The 15,595-nt window shown below is 39.3% G+C and carries 16 protein-coding genes; 12 read left to right on the forward strand and 4 right to left on the reverse strand.

What is annotated here, in order from left to right; translation table 11 throughout:
- Positions 1-140: 140 nt before the first annotated feature.
- The 8 genes from ALPR1_RS03125 (at position 141) to ALPR1_RS03160 (ending at position 7,665) form a co-directional block, all read left to right on the forward strand.
- On the forward strand, positions 141-557 hold the full coding sequence (locus tag ALPR1_RS03125) for an RrF2 family transcriptional regulator (protein ID WP_008198352.1): 417 nt from the start codon (positions 141-143) through the stop codon (positions 555-557).
- Positions 558-632: 75 nt separating this feature from the next.
- Complete coding sequence (locus tag ALPR1_RS03130) at positions 633-905, forward strand: DUF2061 domain-containing protein (protein WP_008198353.1); 273 nt, start codon at positions 633-635, stop codon at positions 903-905.
- A complete protein-coding gene (locus ALPR1_RS03135) occupies positions 880-1,584 on the forward strand; it encodes a phosphoadenylyl-sulfate reductase (RefSeq protein WP_040302509.1) in 705 nt (234 codons plus the stop codon). The genes ALPR1_RS03130 and ALPR1_RS03135 overlap by 26 nt, the downstream gene beginning before the upstream one ends.
- A 139-nt stretch (positions 1,585-1,723) precedes the next feature.
- Complete coding sequence (gene cysD, locus ALPR1_RS03140; RefSeq protein WP_008198355.1) at positions 1,724-2,623, forward strand: sulfate adenylyltransferase subunit CysD; 900 nt, start codon at positions 1,724-1,726, stop codon at positions 2,621-2,623.
- A 145-nt stretch (positions 2,624-2,768) separates the two neighbouring features.
- Positions 2,769-4,025, forward strand: a complete 1,257-nt coding sequence (locus tag ALPR1_RS03145) for a sulfate adenylyltransferase subunit 1 (RefSeq protein ID WP_008198357.1) — start codon at positions 2,769-2,771, stop codon at positions 4,023-4,025.
- Between the two features lie 85 nt (positions 4,026-4,110).
- A complete protein-coding gene (locus ALPR1_RS03150) occupies positions 4,111-6,210 on the forward strand; it encodes a HEPN domain-containing protein (protein WP_008198358.1) in 2,100 nt (699 codons plus the stop codon).
- Positions 6,207-6,983, forward strand: coding sequence for a uroporphyrinogen-III C-methyltransferase (gene cobA / locus ALPR1_RS03155; protein WP_008198359.1), 777 nt, complete (start codon positions 6,207-6,209; stop codon positions 6,981-6,983). The genes ALPR1_RS03150 and cobA overlap by 4 nt, the downstream gene beginning before the upstream one ends.
- 106 nt (positions 6,984-7,089) lie before the next feature.
- Entirely contained in the window at positions 7,090-7,665 is a 576-nt protein-coding gene (locus ALPR1_RS03160) for a precorrin-2 dehydrogenase/sirohydrochlorin ferrochelatase family protein (protein ID WP_008198360.1), read from the forward strand.
- A gap of 27 nt (positions 7,666-7,692) precedes the next feature.
- Here ALPR1_RS03160 and ALPR1_RS03165 read toward each other — a convergent pair whose 3' ends face one another.
- Complete coding sequence (locus ALPR1_RS03165) at positions 7,693-9,321, reverse strand: DUF885 domain-containing protein (protein ID WP_008198361.1); 1,629 nt, start codon at positions 9,319-9,321, stop codon at positions 7,693-7,695.
- Between the two features lie 228 nt (positions 9,322-9,549).
- Between ALPR1_RS03165 and metK the strand changes: the two genes are divergently transcribed.
- Positions 9,550-10,803, forward strand: a complete 1,254-nt coding sequence (gene metK, locus ALPR1_RS03170; RefSeq protein ID WP_008198363.1) for a methionine adenosyltransferase — start codon at positions 9,550-9,552, stop codon at positions 10,801-10,803.
- A gap of 60 nt (positions 10,804-10,863) precedes the next feature.
- Here the strand turns inward: metK and ALPR1_RS03175 are convergent, their stop codons facing one another.
- The 3 genes from ALPR1_RS03175 to ALPR1_RS03190 form a co-directional block, all read right to left on the reverse strand.
- Positions 10,864-11,349 carry a hypothetical protein gene (locus ALPR1_RS03175; protein WP_008198365.1) on the reverse strand — a complete coding sequence of 162 codons (486 nt, stop codon included), beginning with the start codon at positions 11,347-11,349 and terminating at the stop codon, positions 10,864-10,866.
- A gap of 229 nt (positions 11,350-11,578) precedes the next feature.
- Positions 11,579-12,565 carry a D-alanine--D-alanine ligase gene (locus ALPR1_RS03185; RefSeq protein ID WP_008198366.1) on the reverse strand — a complete coding sequence of 329 codons (987 nt, stop codon included), beginning with the start codon at positions 12,563-12,565 and terminating at the stop codon, positions 11,579-11,581.
- Between the two features lie 179 nt (positions 12,566-12,744).
- A complete protein-coding gene (locus tag ALPR1_RS03190; RefSeq protein WP_008198367.1) occupies positions 12,745-12,984 on the reverse strand; it encodes a hypothetical protein in 240 nt (79 codons plus the stop codon).
- Between the two features lie 106 nt (positions 12,985-13,090).
- Between ALPR1_RS03190 and ALPR1_RS03195 the strand changes: the two genes are divergently transcribed.
- The 3 genes from ALPR1_RS03195 (at position 13,091) to atpC (ending at position 15,538) form a co-directional block, all read left to right on the forward strand.
- The gene (locus ALPR1_RS03195; RefSeq protein WP_008198368.1) at positions 13,091-13,573 is read left to right on the forward strand and encodes a C40 family peptidase; all 483 of its coding nucleotides are present in this window, start codon (positions 13,091-13,093) and stop codon (positions 13,571-13,573) included.
- Positions 13,574-13,727: 154 nt separating this feature from the next.
- Positions 13,728-15,230 (forward strand): F0F1 ATP synthase subunit beta, encoded by a 1,503-nt coding sequence (gene atpD / locus ALPR1_RS03200; RefSeq protein WP_008198369.1) that lies wholly within the window; start codon positions 13,728-13,730, stop codon positions 15,228-15,230.
- Positions 15,231-15,292: 62 nt separating this feature from the next.
- Positions 15,293-15,538 (forward strand): ATP synthase F1 subunit epsilon, encoded by a 246-nt coding sequence (atpC, locus tag ALPR1_RS03205; RefSeq protein WP_008198371.1) that lies wholly within the window; start codon positions 15,293-15,295, stop codon positions 15,536-15,538.
- Positions 15,539-15,595: the final 57 nt, after the last annotated feature.

Genomic DNA, 15,595 nt, shown 5'->3' on the forward strand with positions numbered 1-15,595 from the left:
ATAAAGTGAAGGATGGTTCTAAATGAGGCTTATATTTTATAAATAAGATAATAATTGGCCGGAAACATCTGTTTTATTATGAAATTTATAAAAGCCTACCCCTGTACTAGGGTATTTGCCTAAAAAGGTTATTTTTGCTTATGCTTTCTAAAAAGACGAAATACGCCCTGCATGCCCTGACTTACCTAGGTAAGCATAAGGATGAAAAGACAGTTCTGATTCATGAAATAGCTGAGGAACATGGGATTTCTCATAAATTTTTGGAGAATATTCTTCTCGAACTGAAAAAGGCTGGCCTGCTGGGTAGTAAAAAGGGGAAAGGTGGTGGATACTATTTGATTAAAGAACCAAAAGATATTCCCCTCTCGAAAGTTATTCGGTTGTTGGATGGACCGATTGCGCTGCTTCCTTGTGTGAGCTTAAATTACTATGAACCCTGCGATGAATGTAAAAATGAAGCTCAATGTGGTATAAATAAGGTATTGATTAAGGTCAGAGACGAAACCCTTAAGATACTGGAAAACAAGACATTAGAGGATATTTTAAAAACGAGTTAAAATTTTTTTGGCATAAACCCTATAAATTAAATAGGGTTTGTATACTTTTGTGCTTTACGCTCGTATAAATCTCATATGATTTTAGATCAACCACTTAAGAAACTGTTCAGCAACAAATCTGGAAAAGACAGCAATGCCAAGAGCTTGTTAAAGTCTATTTCCTGGAGGATAGTTGGGACCATTGATACAATAGTGATTTCCTACTTTGTTACAGGGGAGTTTGTGATGGCTCTATCGATTGGATCTGTAGAGGTCTTCTCAAAAATCATATTGTACTATTTACATGAACGTGTTTGGGAATCAGCACCTAAAACAAAAGCCGATGACACTCAACAAGAATATGCATGAATTAGAGGCTCAGTTAAATGAGCTTTCTGCCCAAGAAGGACTGGCTTTAATCGCAGACCTCTTTCCAGGAAAAGTTACTTTCTCTACCTCTTTGGGGCAAGAAGATCAGGTGATTACTCAACTGATTGCAGAAGCACATTTGCCGATTTCAATTTTTTCCTTGGATACAGGTCGACTGTTTCCGGAGACTTTAGACTTGCTTGCAAGAACTGAAGCGAAATACAAACAAAATATCAAAGTCTATTACCCAAATACTGAGTCAATAGAAAAATTGGTTTCAGAAATTGGAATCAATGGTTTTTATGAATCAGTTGAAAATCGAAAATCCTGCTGTTTTGTAAGAAAAGTGGAGCCTTTGAAGCGTGCTCTTGCAGGTAATGAGGTTTGGGTGACAGGACTCCGGGCAGAGCAATCAGCCAACAGGTCTGATATGAATAGAATCGAATGGGATGAAGGAAATCAGATTCTGAAATTCAACCCATTGTTGGATTGGACTTTTGATGAGATGATTGAATACATCAATGAAAAGAAAATTCCATACAATCCTCTTCATGATAAAGGATTTATCAGCATTGGCTGTGCACCATGTACCAGAGCTATTTCAGCTGGAGAAGACCCAAGAGCCGGCAGATGGTGGTGGGAAGACTCGAAAAAAGAATGCGGCTTGCATGCGAAGTAAGACCTGAGATTTAAGACAAAATAAGACATTAGAACTTCGGTATTCATAATTCAACATTCGATACTATTTGATTAATTAAGAATGTCGAACGCCGAATTACGAATAATGAAGTCAATCAGAAGATATAAACAGTAAGGAAATGAGCAACCTATTAATACCTAATCCAAAAGAAGCAGAATCGATCCACATCATTCGAGAGGTGGCGGCGCAATTTGAGCGTCCGGTTTTGCTTTTTTCGGGTGGAAAAGACTCCATTACCCTAGTAAGACTTGCCCAAAAGGCTTTTTACCCAGCTAAAATTCCATTCCCATTATTGCATGTGGATACGGGACATAATTTTCCGGAAACCATAGAATTTCGGGATAAACTGGTAGAGGAACTTGGACTGGAGCTGATCGTGCGAAATGTGCAGGACTCTATTGATCAAGGGAAAGTTCGTGAGGAGCGTGGAAGGTATTCCAGTAGAAACTCTTTGCAGACGACCACTCTTTTAGATGCCATTGAAGAATTAAAATTTGATGCTTGTATTGGAGGAGCGAGAAGAGATGAGGAGAAAGCAAGAGCAAAAGAAAGAGTCTTTTCTGTGAGAGATGACTTTGGGCAGTGGGATGAGAAAAACCAACGTCCAGAATTATTTGACATGCTCAATGGGAAAATTCATTTGGGACAGAATGTACGTTGTTTCCCGATTTCAAATTGGACTGAACTCGATGTTTGGGAGTATATCAAAACGGAAAATATAGAGATCCCTTCTATCTACTTTGCCCATAAGCGAGAGGTGTTTTTCAGGGATGGAATGATTTGGACCGCTAATGAACACGTCTTTAGAGAAGAAAATGAAGAGGTGGTAGAGAAGATGGTCAGATTTAGAACGGTGGGTGATATGACTTGTACAGCTGCTGTTTTATCTGAGGCAGTTTCCTTAGATGATGTAGTTGGAGAAATACGTGAGTCTACGATTTCTGAGCGAGGAGCTCGAATCGATGATAAGCGTTCGGAGGCTGCGATGGAAACCAGAAAGAAAGTCGGGTACTTTTAGAATGGTGCGAAGTACGAAGTACTAAGTACAATGTACCAAGTACAAAGTAGGCTTAGCCTCGTTATGCTGCTTTTCCAAAAGCAGAATTTAACCTAGTCCAGCTTCTGGAGAAACAGGATAATAGAATAACAAAAAACTGAACAACATGTCTGAAAATAGAAAACTTATAAAAATCGCCACTGCAGGCTCTGTCGATGATGGAAAGAGTACTCTGATTGGACGATTACTATACGATACGAAATCATTAACAACGGATAAAATCGAGGCAATCGAGCGTAGTTCAAAACAACGTGGTTACGATTACTTGGATTTTTCCTTGGCAACAGATGGCTTGGTGGCTGAGCGTGAGCAAGGCATCACGATTGATGTTGCGCATATTTATTTCAATACTGACAAGACCAATTTTATCGTAGCAGATACTCCTGGGCACGTGGAATATACTCGAAATATGGTGACGGGAGCTTCTACTTCTCAAGTGGCTATTATTTTGATCGATGCCAGAAAAGGAGTTATTGAGCAAACCTACAGGCATTTCTTTATTGCCAATTTACTTCGAATCAGCCATGTGGTGGTAGCGATTAATAAAATGGACTTGGTGGATTATGAGGAGGATGTCTACCTTAAAATAAAGGCTGACTTTGATGAGTTAGTAGAAAAGTCAGACTTTTCTGAGGACCAAATTACATTTATTCCTGTTTCAGCTTTGAAAGGGGAAAACATTGCTAGACAATCTGAAGAGATGCCTTGGTATGTCGGGAATACACTTTTAGATCACTTGGAAGTGCTTGAAACTTCTGATTTGGAATTGAGTACAGTTGCAAGATTTCCTATCCAATACGTGATTAGACCTAAAACGGAAGCTTTCCACGACTTTAGAGGCTTTTCAGGAATGCTCTATGGAGGTAACCTGAAAGTTGGTGATGAAGTGACCTTATTGCCTTCATTGAATACCTCAAAAATAAAAAGCATTCATTATTTCGATCAGGAAGTTCAAGAAGCGACTCAGGGAAGTTCCATCACCTTGACCTTGGAAACGGAAGTAGATTTAAGTAGAGGAGATATGTTGGTGAAAAGTGGAGAATTGCCAACTAGTCAAAAGCAGATCGCGGCAACTATTTGTCAAGTGAACAATAAAGCCCTCACAGTAGGTCAGAAATATATTTTACAACACGGAGTGAATAGAGTGCTGGCCAAAGTGGCTCAAATTGAATCTAAAATTCAAACCGATTTTAGCGGTTCCGAAGAAGCAGATTCTTTAAAATTAAATGACATAGGTCGGGTTCATTTCAGATTGAGCAATCCTATTCATTATGATTCCTATAACTCAAACAAGTCAAATGGAAGCTTTATCCTCATCGATGAGGCAGAATACGATACCGTTTCGGTTGGATTTATTGATTAATTCTTGACTTAGCGGATTAGACCTGAAAACCCTACAGCTTTTCCACTTTTCAAACTTCCAGCTCTTACAAAAAACCTATTAAGCCATGCAAAGCTTTAGAACAGAATTAGAAAACCATATTGTAGAACAAGATATTATTGACTTAGAAAAGAAAATTGCTCTTTTCAATGGAGGTAATATTGACGAGGAAAAATTCCGTAGCCTTCGTTTGGCAAGAGGAATTTATGGTCAGCGTCAGCCTGGAGTTCAAATGATCCGAATAAAGCTTCCTTATGGAAGAGTTTCTTCTGATCAGCTTCGAAGAATTTGCAAAGTATCTGATGAGTACTCCACTGGGAGGTTGCATATCACCACACGTCAGGATATACAGATTCACTATGTGAGCTTAGATAGAACTCCCGAGTTGTGGGCAGAATTAGAGCGAGATGATGTGACGATTCGCGAGGCTTGTGGTAATACCGTAAGGAACGTCACCGCTTCTGAAACGGCTGGAATTGACGCCAATGAGCCATTTGATGTTACACCTTATGCGGATGCTACCTTTAAGTATTTCTTAAGAAACCCTATCTCTCAGGAAATGGGGAGAAAGTTCAAGATTTCATTTTCGTCTTCAGATGAAGATACGGGATTGAGCTATCTACATGATTTGGGATTTATCCCTAAAATCAAAGTGATCAATGGACAGGAAGTACGAGGTTTCAAAGTAATGCTGGGTGGAGGATTAGGTTCTCAACCTCGGCATGCGGATGTGTTCTCTGAATTTGTAGAAGCAGATCAGATTATTCCTTTTGCAGAAGCTGTCATTAGAATCTTTGACCGCCATGGTGAAAGAGCTAAGAGAATGAAAGCCAGAATGAAATTTCTGATCAAAGGGATTGGTCTAGAGGCATTTTTGGAATTGGTGGAAAATGAGAAAAAAGCACTTCCATTTAAGTCTTATCCAATAGATCATGAATCATATGATGCTGCCCAAAAGCTTCCTGATGCTCCCTCAGCAGTAGTTGAGGAAGAACTTGGACTTGATTTTGAGCATTTCAAATTGACCAATATTTTACCTCAAAAGCAGAAGGGGTTTGTCTCAGTGGGAGTGAGAGTTCCTTTAGGCGATTTTTATACGGATCAAGCAAGAAAGCTCGCTGATTTGGTAGAAAAATATGCAAGTGCTGAGGTACGCTTTACACTTCGCCAAAACTTCTTAATCCGTGATGTTCGAGAAGATTTGGTTCCTTATTTCTACAAGGAGTTGAAAGAAATAGGTCTGGCCTCTGCTGGGTATAATTCTCTTGGAGATATTACTGCCTGTCCAGGAACGGATACCTGTAATTTAGGTATTGCAAGCTCGACAGGGATTGCAGCTGAGTTAGAAAAAGTAATACTTGCTGAATACCCACAATACCTTAAAAATCAGGATTTGGTCATCAAAATTTCTGGCTGTATGAATGCCTGTGGCCAGCATAATATGGCTCATATTGGTTTCCAGGGCATGTCTATGAAATCAGGAAAAGTAGTAATTCCGGCCCTTCAGGTATTGCTTGGAGGAGGAAATATGGGAGATGGAAATGGTCGTTTCGCAGATAAAGTGACAAAAATCCCAAGTAAGAGAGGTCCACAGGCTTTAAGAATATTATTGGATGATTTTGAAGCAAATGGAAATGGGCAAGACTTCTTAAGTTATTACGACAAAAAAGGTCAAATCTATTTCTATGAATTGCTGAAAGAACTGGGAGATGCTTCTACCGTAACTCCAGCGGATTATGTGGATTGGGGAAATACCGAAGAATATAAAATTGCAGTTGGAGTAGGTGAATGTGCAGGGGTAGTTCTTGACTTGGTAGCTACACTGCTTTTAGAAGCGAAAGAGAAGATAGACATCGCTCAGAAATGCCTTGAAGAGCAACGCTGGTCTGATAGTATTTATCATCACTATGCAGGTTTGATCAATGCTGCAAAAGCGATTTTGCTTAGCGAAAGTGTGAGCACAAACTCCTATGCAAATATCATCAAGCAATTTGATGAAGTGTTTGTTGAAACTGGAAAAATAGAACTTGGTGGAACCTTCTCTGACAAGGTTTATCAAATCAATAAAAATGAACCTACTGAAGCTTTTGCAAATAGCTATGCAGACCAAGCTTTAGAGATTTACGGGAAACTGAAAAGCTTTAGAGAGCAGGAAGTAGAGGTATGAAAATAGAAATTAAACCTAAAGTAACGCTTGTAGGTGCAGGTCCGGGAGATCCGGACCTGATTACCTTAAAAGCAGTACTGGCTTTAAACAATGCGGATGTAGTGCTTTATGATGCTTTAGTGGATCCAGTCTTGTTAAAGCATGCCCCGGATACCGCTAGCAAAGTGTTTGTAGGTAAACGGGTTGGAAAGCATCATTTCCCTCAGCAAGATACCAATGAACTATGTGTGACCATGGCGAAGAAACATGGACATGTGGTTCGACTTAAAGGTGGCGATCCTTTTGTTTTTGGAAGAGGAGCTGAAGAATTAGATTACATCGAAACTTTCGGGATAGAAACTGAAGTAATTCCCGGGATCACTTCAGCGGTTGCAGTCCCTGCGTCAGTTGGAATAGCTGTGACCAAACGCGGTGTTTCAGAAAGCTTTTGGGTAATTACCGGTACTACTTCCGCAGGGAAACTATCTAATGATTTGAGCTTGGCTGCTCAATCCACAGCGACGGTAGTGGTTTTGATGGGGACAAGAAAATTGGAAGAAATTGTTGGGGTATATAAGAACTTTGGTAAAGCAGATCTACCTATTGCAATTATTCAAAGAGGCACAACAAAAGATGAGAAAATCACTGCTGGATTTATAGGAGATATTGTAGAGAAGGCTTTTGAAAACAAGGTTGAAGCTCCGGCGATAATTATTATTGGAGATGTAGTGCGAGAAAGCATTAAATTAGCTGAAGTCTACAGAGAAGCAATATCAGTAGCTGAAAGACAATAGCATGAAGGAAGAAAGTCTGAAAGCTTAAAAAGCAGCTTTAGTCAAAGTTTTCAGGTTTCAAACCTTCTTTCTTGATACTTACCTCTATTATCTTGATACTAATAAAATGAATCATCTATATCCCATATTTCTGAAAGTCCATGAACTGAATATCCTGCTTGTAGGAGGAGGAAATGTAGGGACTGAAAAACTGGAGTTTTTACTCAAGTCTAGTCCTGAGGCACAGGTGACTGCTGTTTCAAAGGAATTCTCTCAAAGTTTTTTAGACTTGGCTCGCGATAGAAAATCGGTACAAATGGTCGAGGATTCGTATGATGAGAAATACCTTAGCTCAAAGCATATGGTGATTGCAGCTACGGATGATAAGGAAGTAAACAAACAAATCAGAGATGAAGCAAAGGCTAGGTTTTTATTGGTAAATGTCGCTGATACTCCTGATCTCTGTGATTTTTATCTGGGTGGAATCGTGACCAAAGGGAATTTAAAAGTTGCGATTAGTACCAATGGAAAATCACCCACTGCAGCAAAACGCCTTCGACAATTGCTAGAAGAAGTACTTCCAGAGGAAATGGACGAATTACTAGATAATCTCAATGCTTATAGAGATACCCTAAAAGGAGATTTTGAATACAAGGTGAAAGCCATGAATAAAATCACCAAAGGGCTAGTGGGAAAGCGATAAACCTTTCCCTTTTTGATTTTGTCCTTACTATAATTGTTGATCTACTCCTGTCATTTCCCAATGACTCAAAGAAACAGGAATACTTCCGATGGAATTGAGTAAATCAAAAAACTTTTTCAGTTCAAATCCAGAAGATTCATTGATTCTGGCGTAGTCTGCCAAAGCATTTTCCAATAAATATTTTCCAGTGATATAGCTGCTGCCATATCCAGGCTGTCTCATGTACAAATGCTGCTCAAACAACAGTAATTCTTTCTCAGTCTTCATCCATCCTCGGGGCGTGTATTCTGAATGGATTTTTCCTGCTTCTACCATAGTCATTTCATTTGCTTGGGCATAAAGAGAACCAAGGCCTCTTGCAGCTCTTTGGGCAATCATGATATAGACAATTTCCCGGGATCTTGGCGAGTCTTCATATAGTCCCGCATCCATGAAAATCTCCTCAACGGCGGTGGCAGTGCCTTCATTTCTAGAATCCCAAATATTATACAAAAGTGGTTTTCTTCTGATCTCGCTAGCGTGAGGTTCATTATCCATTCTTGCAAGTTCAAACCAATGGTAAAAATGAGAATACAAAGGTCTTGGGTCATAATGCATTCCTATAGTAAAGAAGTTTCTGTTCTCTTCAGGAATAAATGACCCCATATGTTCTCTTAGTGCTGGTTCAAAATAATCTTTAACCGTGACAATGTTTTTTTCATCAAGAAATTCTAAAAGGCTTTGGGCAGACTTTTCAGCCATTGCATCAAATTCTTCAGGTGAACTGGCATCCTTCAGTTCTGGTAATCCCCTATTTCTATGCTCCTCAAGTTTCAGCGATGCCCAGGCTCTCGCTAGCTCTCTTTTGAGAATCATTACTTCATCCTCCCAGGTCAAAGGAACCAAATGTACGTTTTGCAAATACCAGGTGTAATTGCTTTTCCCTATTCCAGATTCTCCAGTTTTCTTAATTGCCTCACTTTTCAGCCAAGTCACAAATTCTTGGGTAGAAATTTTTGCTTCTTCAATTGATTTGACCAACTCATCATTTTCAGCAATTCCCTCAAGCTTTAAAATGCTTTCAAGGTTACTCACTTGTTCTTGAATACTTGGGATACCCGCAGCCCAAAGCTCTTTCGCATTTCCTGTAAGGTTTTGTCTTGCCTGATTATTTAAGGCTGGAATGGACTTTATTTCTCCTAAAAACTTCTCTTCTTCCACAGTTCCTAAGGGGAAGGTATACTGCCACAATTCTAAAATTCCGTGGTGAGTGGGCCCCTCATGCGCTGGGACATCACTTCGTTCCATCCAAACAGATTTGTAAAATGCAGGGTCTCTTTCCCAGGGTTTAAGCACTCTTTGATTAAAGTCATAGCCATTCATTTCTGCCCATACGATCCTGTAATCTACTTTTTGAGGTATAGACCATCCAGTTGTGTCAATTGATAAGAGTTGTTCTTGTAACTGGCGAAACTGGGGTAACCTTTTTTCAAAAGTTTCTTTTCTATAATCTGGCGCACCATCAAATTTTGGAGGGTTTTCAAATGTTCTCCAAGTTTTAAAAAGAGAAACCAGATCGCTGTACTGCGCCTTATCATCATTGGCCAACAAGTGGAATTGGGATGATATAATGAGAAAAGGGACGAGTAAAAAAGGAGCTAATTTTTTAAGATGCATGTTTGGTGGTGGTGTTTTTAGATAAAGAAAGATAGTACTTGAAGCTTGTTTTTCCTGACGAATCCAAAAACAAAAAATTCAGTTGCTTAGACAGTTCTATTAGAATTCATTCGTTTGAAAAGTATAAAATTGAAAATCAGCTTAGCAACACTTACACATTGGTTTTTTATTTCGTCGAGTTCCTGTATTTTTGTGCTTCCTTAAAATACGCATCACAAATTCATTTATATGGCATATTTATTTACCTCAGAGTCAGTATCTGAGGGGCACCCAGACAAGATTGCAGATCAGATTTCCGATGCATTGATCGATAATTTTTTGGCATTTGATCCAAATTCTAAGGTTGCTTGTGAAACGCTTGTCACCACTGGTCAAGTAGTTTTGGCAGGAGAAGTGAAATCCGAAACCTATCTGGATGTCCAGAAAATTGCCCGGGATGTTATCAATCGAATTGGATACACAAAATCTGATTACATGTTTGAAGGTAATTCCTGTGGTGTTTTGTCTGCCATCCATGAGCAGTCTCAGGATATCAATCAAGGAGTAGATAGAAAAAGCCCAGAAGAGCAAGGTGCTGGTGACCAAGGGATGATGTTTGGGTATGCTACCAATGAAACTGAGAATTATATGCCTTTGGCATTGGATCTATCTCATATGATCCTTCGTGAGTTGGCTGAGTTGAGAAGAGAGAATAAGGAGATTTCTTATTTGAGACCTGATTCCAAAGCTCAGGTGACTATCGAATATTCTGATGACAATGTTCCTCAAAGAATTGAAGCGATTGTAGTTTCTACACAGCATGATGATTTTGATGAGGAAGAGACGATGCTGGCAAAAATCAAATCTGACATCGTTTCTATTTTGATTCCAAGAGTGGTAGCTCAGTTGAAGCCTGAAATTCAAAAGCTATTTACATCAGATATCAAATACCATATCAACCCAACAGGGAAGTTTGTAATCGGTGGGCCGCATGGTGACACTGGTTTGACTGGTAGAAAGATCATTGTGGATACATATGGAGGCAAAGGAGCACACGGTGGAGGAGCATTCTCTGGAAAAGATCCTTCTAAAGTGGATAGATCTGCAGCTTATGCTACTCGTCATATTGCCAAAAATATGGTAGCAGCTGGAATTGCAGATGAGATGCTTGTTCAAGTTTCTTATGCAATCGGAGTTGCAGCGCCGATGGGAATTTATGTAAATACCTATGGTACTGCCAAGGTAGATTTACATGATGGTGAAATCGCAAAGAAAATCGAAGAACTGTTTGATATGCGTCCTTATGCAATTGAGCAACGTTTGAAACTTCGTAACCCGATCTATGAAGAGACTGCAGCCTATGGTCATATGGGAAGAAAAAATGAGGTTGTAACCAAAGTTTTTTATTCTCCATATACGGAGCCAATTAAAAAAGAAGTAGAATTATTCACCTGGGAGAAATTAGATTTTGTAGATAAAATCAAATCCTCCTTCGGATTATAAAAAACAAAGCCTTTCGATTAATTTCGAAAGGCTTTTTTGCTTTACCTGTTTGTGGCTTGATTAAGAATTAGAGGTTTCTGTTTTCAAATCACATTTTGTTTTAAGCTCATTAACTTTTATTGTCCACAGATCTACATTGGCCTTAACTTTCTTGGCTTCTGTAGCAAGTCTTTCTAGATTTTCATCATCTTCTGTTGTCCATTTTCCTGAAGACATGTGGGTAGTCAAATCTTCCACTTCATTGGAGTTTTCTTGCCAAACGCCGATTAAATCATCGACTTTTTCTTTTAATGCAGCATATTCAGTTTCACAATTACTCGATTCACCATTTACGCTGATCGTAATTGCCTCTGAGGCCTGACCTTCTTCTTTTTTTGTTTCCAATAAATACATTTGATCTCCAAGATCTTTAGAAAGATCTCCAATCATTTTGGAAGTGGTTTTCCATTCATCTAGAAGGCCTGTAAGCTTATCTACTTTTTGTTCTGACGGTCCGCAACTAAAAATCAGTCCAGTAAGAACAAAGAATACCATAAATTTTTTCATGTCAATACAAATTTTTCGGATGAAGTTCACTGACCAAATTTTTCCCAGGATTGAGAAATTATTTACTCATATAGGTCTCTTTCGCAGACTAAAATCACCTTTTAAAGGTTGTTCTAGCGAATTAATGAACTGTAGAATTATTTACCTTAAATTTGTCCAAATAGCATTCCAAGCTAGTCAGGGGAACCTTATTCGGTGTCTAAAATTGAAAATGGAATAGGCTTGAAGCTTATGAAAACATTTCTTCAATCAATTGGGTGTAGAAGTCCCTTACCTCCATTCCATAAGCACGAACCTGCTGGGAAATTAAGCTAGTTTCTGTTTGGCCCGGAACGGTATTAATTTCGATAAAGTAGAATTTTCCACTGCCTTCCTGTAAGAAGTAATCAATTCTCACAGAGCCTTTGCAATTAAGCTTTTCATAAATTTTTGCCGCAATCCTATTTACCCGAGAGATTTCTTCCTCGTTCATTCTACCTGGAGTGATTTCATTGGTCACCCCGGCAACATATTTAGCCTCAAAATCAAAAAACTCTTTGCTACTGACGATTTCTGTGGCAGGAAGTACTGTTACTTGGCCTTTACCTTTAAAAACTCCAATCGAAAACTCCCTCCCTGAAACAAATTCTTCTACAAGTACTTGGCTGTCTTCATCAAAGGCTTTGTCTAGTGCTTCTCCAAGTTCATCCCAAGTTTTTACTTTGCTCATCCCTATGGAGCTACCACCATTGTTTGGTTTAATGAAAAGCGGTAATGTCAACTCCTCTTGAATTCGATTTTGATTCAGGCTTGAGTTATCAAAAAGTTGGATGGATTTGGCAATATGTAATTCCTCAATATCATCAACCACTGCTTTGGTGTAGCCTTTATTCATAGTGATTGCAGAGGTGAGTTGATCACAAGTGGTATATGGAATGCCAATCATGTCAAAATATCCGGCAAGTTTCCCATCTTCTCCAGGTGAGCCATGAAGTATATTGAATACCCCATCAAAAGTGATTTTATCATCACCTATTCTGATGCTGAAGTCATTGAGATCTACTGGGATTTTTTCACCAGAAACACTTAAAAAATGCCAATCTCCTGGGTAAATCAGAATTTTATAAACCTCATATAATTCGCGGTTGATAGTCTTCTCTACTACTGCAGCGCTTTTTAATGAGATGACAGATTCGCCGGTATATCCACCGGTTACAAGGGCTATTTTCTTTTTCATCGAGGTAAAAATTCAAAGTACGAATTACTTGATTTTTATTCTATTTCCCGCAAATTTCCATAGATAACTCTCGCAGATTTTCGGGGATAATTAACGCAGATGTTCGCAGATCAAAAAAAAGAAATCCGACTTAAAGGATAAAATTTGGAATGCTTTCGTATATCAATTTTCGATGGCACTTAAGCCAGTTTTATCTGATCCAAGTAAAACTTCATCCTTGAATGATCTCTTGGCAAGAAATCAATCTTGTCAATTTTATCATGTTTGTGGTTGTAGAATACCTCCACGTATTCATTTTCTAATAAATAGAGGTTGATTTTATGCTTGTAGTATCGAATGCCCACTACAAAAGTGCCTTCCGTGTAGAGGGTATTTATTTTTTTATGAAAAGGGAGGTTGATAAATTCTTCTCTGCTCATATCCTTCATTCAATCAACGAATATACTAAATAGAAAGGCTCTTTTTGATAAATAGCTCTTGATTACTTGACTCAAGAATCTTATACTTGAAAGACTAAATACGAGCATGAGCACTCAAAGATTCCTTCAAGTACTAATTTTTTCGATTTTCATAGTAGCCACAGCCGCTTCTTGTGCCTCAAAGAAGAAGATGGCCAAAAATGATCCTTTCGATGTGGTGATCAATACAGCAAGAAGTTATACGGGAACTCCTTACAAATACGGGGGGACTACCCGTGCTGGGATTGATTGTTCGGCCTTAATTTATCACGCATATTATTCTGTAGGCATAGCTATGCCCCGTGTTTCAGCAGATCAAAGTGAGGTGGGAAAAAAAGTGAATGCTAATCAATTGCAAAGAGGGGACGTTTTGTTTTTTGCCACAGGAAAAAGAAAGAAAAGAGTAACCCATGCCGGTATTGTGACGGAAGTCTCTAAAAATGATATTAGGTTTATACACTCTTCCACTTCCTTAGGTGTTTCGGAGGATTTTTTAAGTAACCGCTATTGGTCAAAAGTATTTTTGTTTGGGAGAAGGATTATGGAATAAATTTTCTGGAAAAAGAGGGGCTTAGAGAGGATTGGTGATCAATTTCTAAATAAGGTCAGGATTATTTTCCAAATATCCTTTGGTGTTAGGCTTTTCTTCTTAATTTTGCGGACGAATTCAAAAAGCATATCCTTTTTACATTTCATTCTATCAAATGGCAAATATTGGAAAGATAACGCAGGTAATTGGACCCGTAGTGGACGTTTCCTTCGAAGGCGGTAAGCTGCCAAACATCCTTGACGCACTGGAAGTAACCAAAGAAAACGGCCAAGTAGTCGTGATGGAGGTACAACAGCACTTAGGCGAAGATCGCGTAAGAACTATTGCAATGGACTCATCTGAAGGGATGGTTCGAGGCATGGAAGTAACAGACATGGGGCAACCTATCTCTGTACCTACTGGCGATGCGATCAAAGGACGACTTTTCAATGTAGTAGGCGAGGCGATTGATGGTCTTCCAAAAATACCAGAAGGTAAGAGACTACCGATTCACAGATCTGCACCAAAATTTGAAGACTTATCTACTTCTACAGAAGTACTTTTCACAGGTATCAAAGTAATTGACTTGATCGAGCCTTATGCAAAAGGTGGTAAGATCGGTTTGTTCGGTGGTGCTGGTGTAGGTAAAACTGTATTGATTCAGGAGTTGATCAACAACATTGCGAAAGCATATGCTGGTCTTTCTGTATTTGCAGGTGTAGGAGAAAGAACAAGAGAAGGAAATGATTTGCTTCGTGAAATGATCGAGTCAGGTATCGTTACTTACGGTGAAGACTTTGTCCATAGCCTTGAAGAAGAAGGTGGATGGGATCTTTCTAAAGTGGATTTGAAAAAATTAGAAGATTCTAAAGCAACCTTTGTTTTCGGTCAGATGAATGAGCCTCCAGGGGCACGTGCTCGAGTGGCCTTGACTGGTTTGACTTTAGCTGAATATTATAGAGATGGTGATGGTGAAGGTGCTGGAAAAGACATTCTTTTCTTTATCGATAACATCTTCCGTTTCACTCAGGCAGGTTCTGAGGTGTCCGCACTTCTAGGTCGTATGCCTTCTGCGGTAGGTTACCAGCCAACTTTGGCAACAGAAATGGGTGCCATGCAGGAACGTATTACTTCTACTAAGAGAGGATCAATTACTTCAGTACAGGCTGTTTATGTACCTGCTGATGACTTGACTGACCCGGCTCCAGCGACGACTTTCGCCCACTTGGATGCTACTACGTCTCTTTCTCGTAAGATTGCCGAGCTAGGAATTTATCCAGCTGTGGATCCATTGGAGTCTTCTTCAAGAATTATGTCAGCTGACATTATCGGAGAGGAGCACTATAACTGTGCACAAAGAGTGAAGGAGATTCTTCAGCGTTACAAAGAATTGCAGGATATCATTGCGATCTTGGGTATGGAAGAACTTTCTGAAGAGGATAAGCAAGTCGTGCAAAGAGCAAGACGTGTACAACGTTTCCTATCTCAACCTTTCTTCGTAGCAGAGCAGTTTACAGGCTTGAAAGGTGTGTTGGTAGACATCAAGGACACGATCAAAGGATTCAACATGATCATGGACGGTGAGTTAGACCACCTTCCTGAAGGAGCTTTCAACTTAGTAGGTAACATCGAAGATGCTATCGCTAAGGGAGAGAAAATGTTGGCCGAAGTTAAATAAATAGAAAATAAAGCGGCGGCTAAGAAATCTTGGCCGTTTGCTTTTTTATAAATCCGAATCAGATGCATTTAGAAATCGTCACACCGGACAAAAAAGTATTTCAGGGTGAAGTGACCGAGGCCAGTTTCCCTGGTGCCAATGGTTCATTTCAGGTGCTGAATAATCACGCTCCTATCGTTTCGGCTTTAGCAAAAGGAACTGTTTCTTTTACGACAGATGAAGGAAAACAATCCATGGTTGTAGATGGTGGAGTGGTAGAAGTAAAAGACAATGTGATTGTATTGCTGGCTGAGAAAGTAGTCGCTTAAACAATTCAACCAAATTATTGTAAAGGTCTCCTATGTAAATGGGAGACCTTTTTTAAT

It is taken from the genome of Algoriphagus machipongonensis (assembly GCF_000166275.1).
Taxonomy (GTDB): Bacteria; Bacteroidota; Bacteroidia; order Cytophagales; family Cyclobacteriaceae; genus Algoriphagus; species Algoriphagus machipongonensis.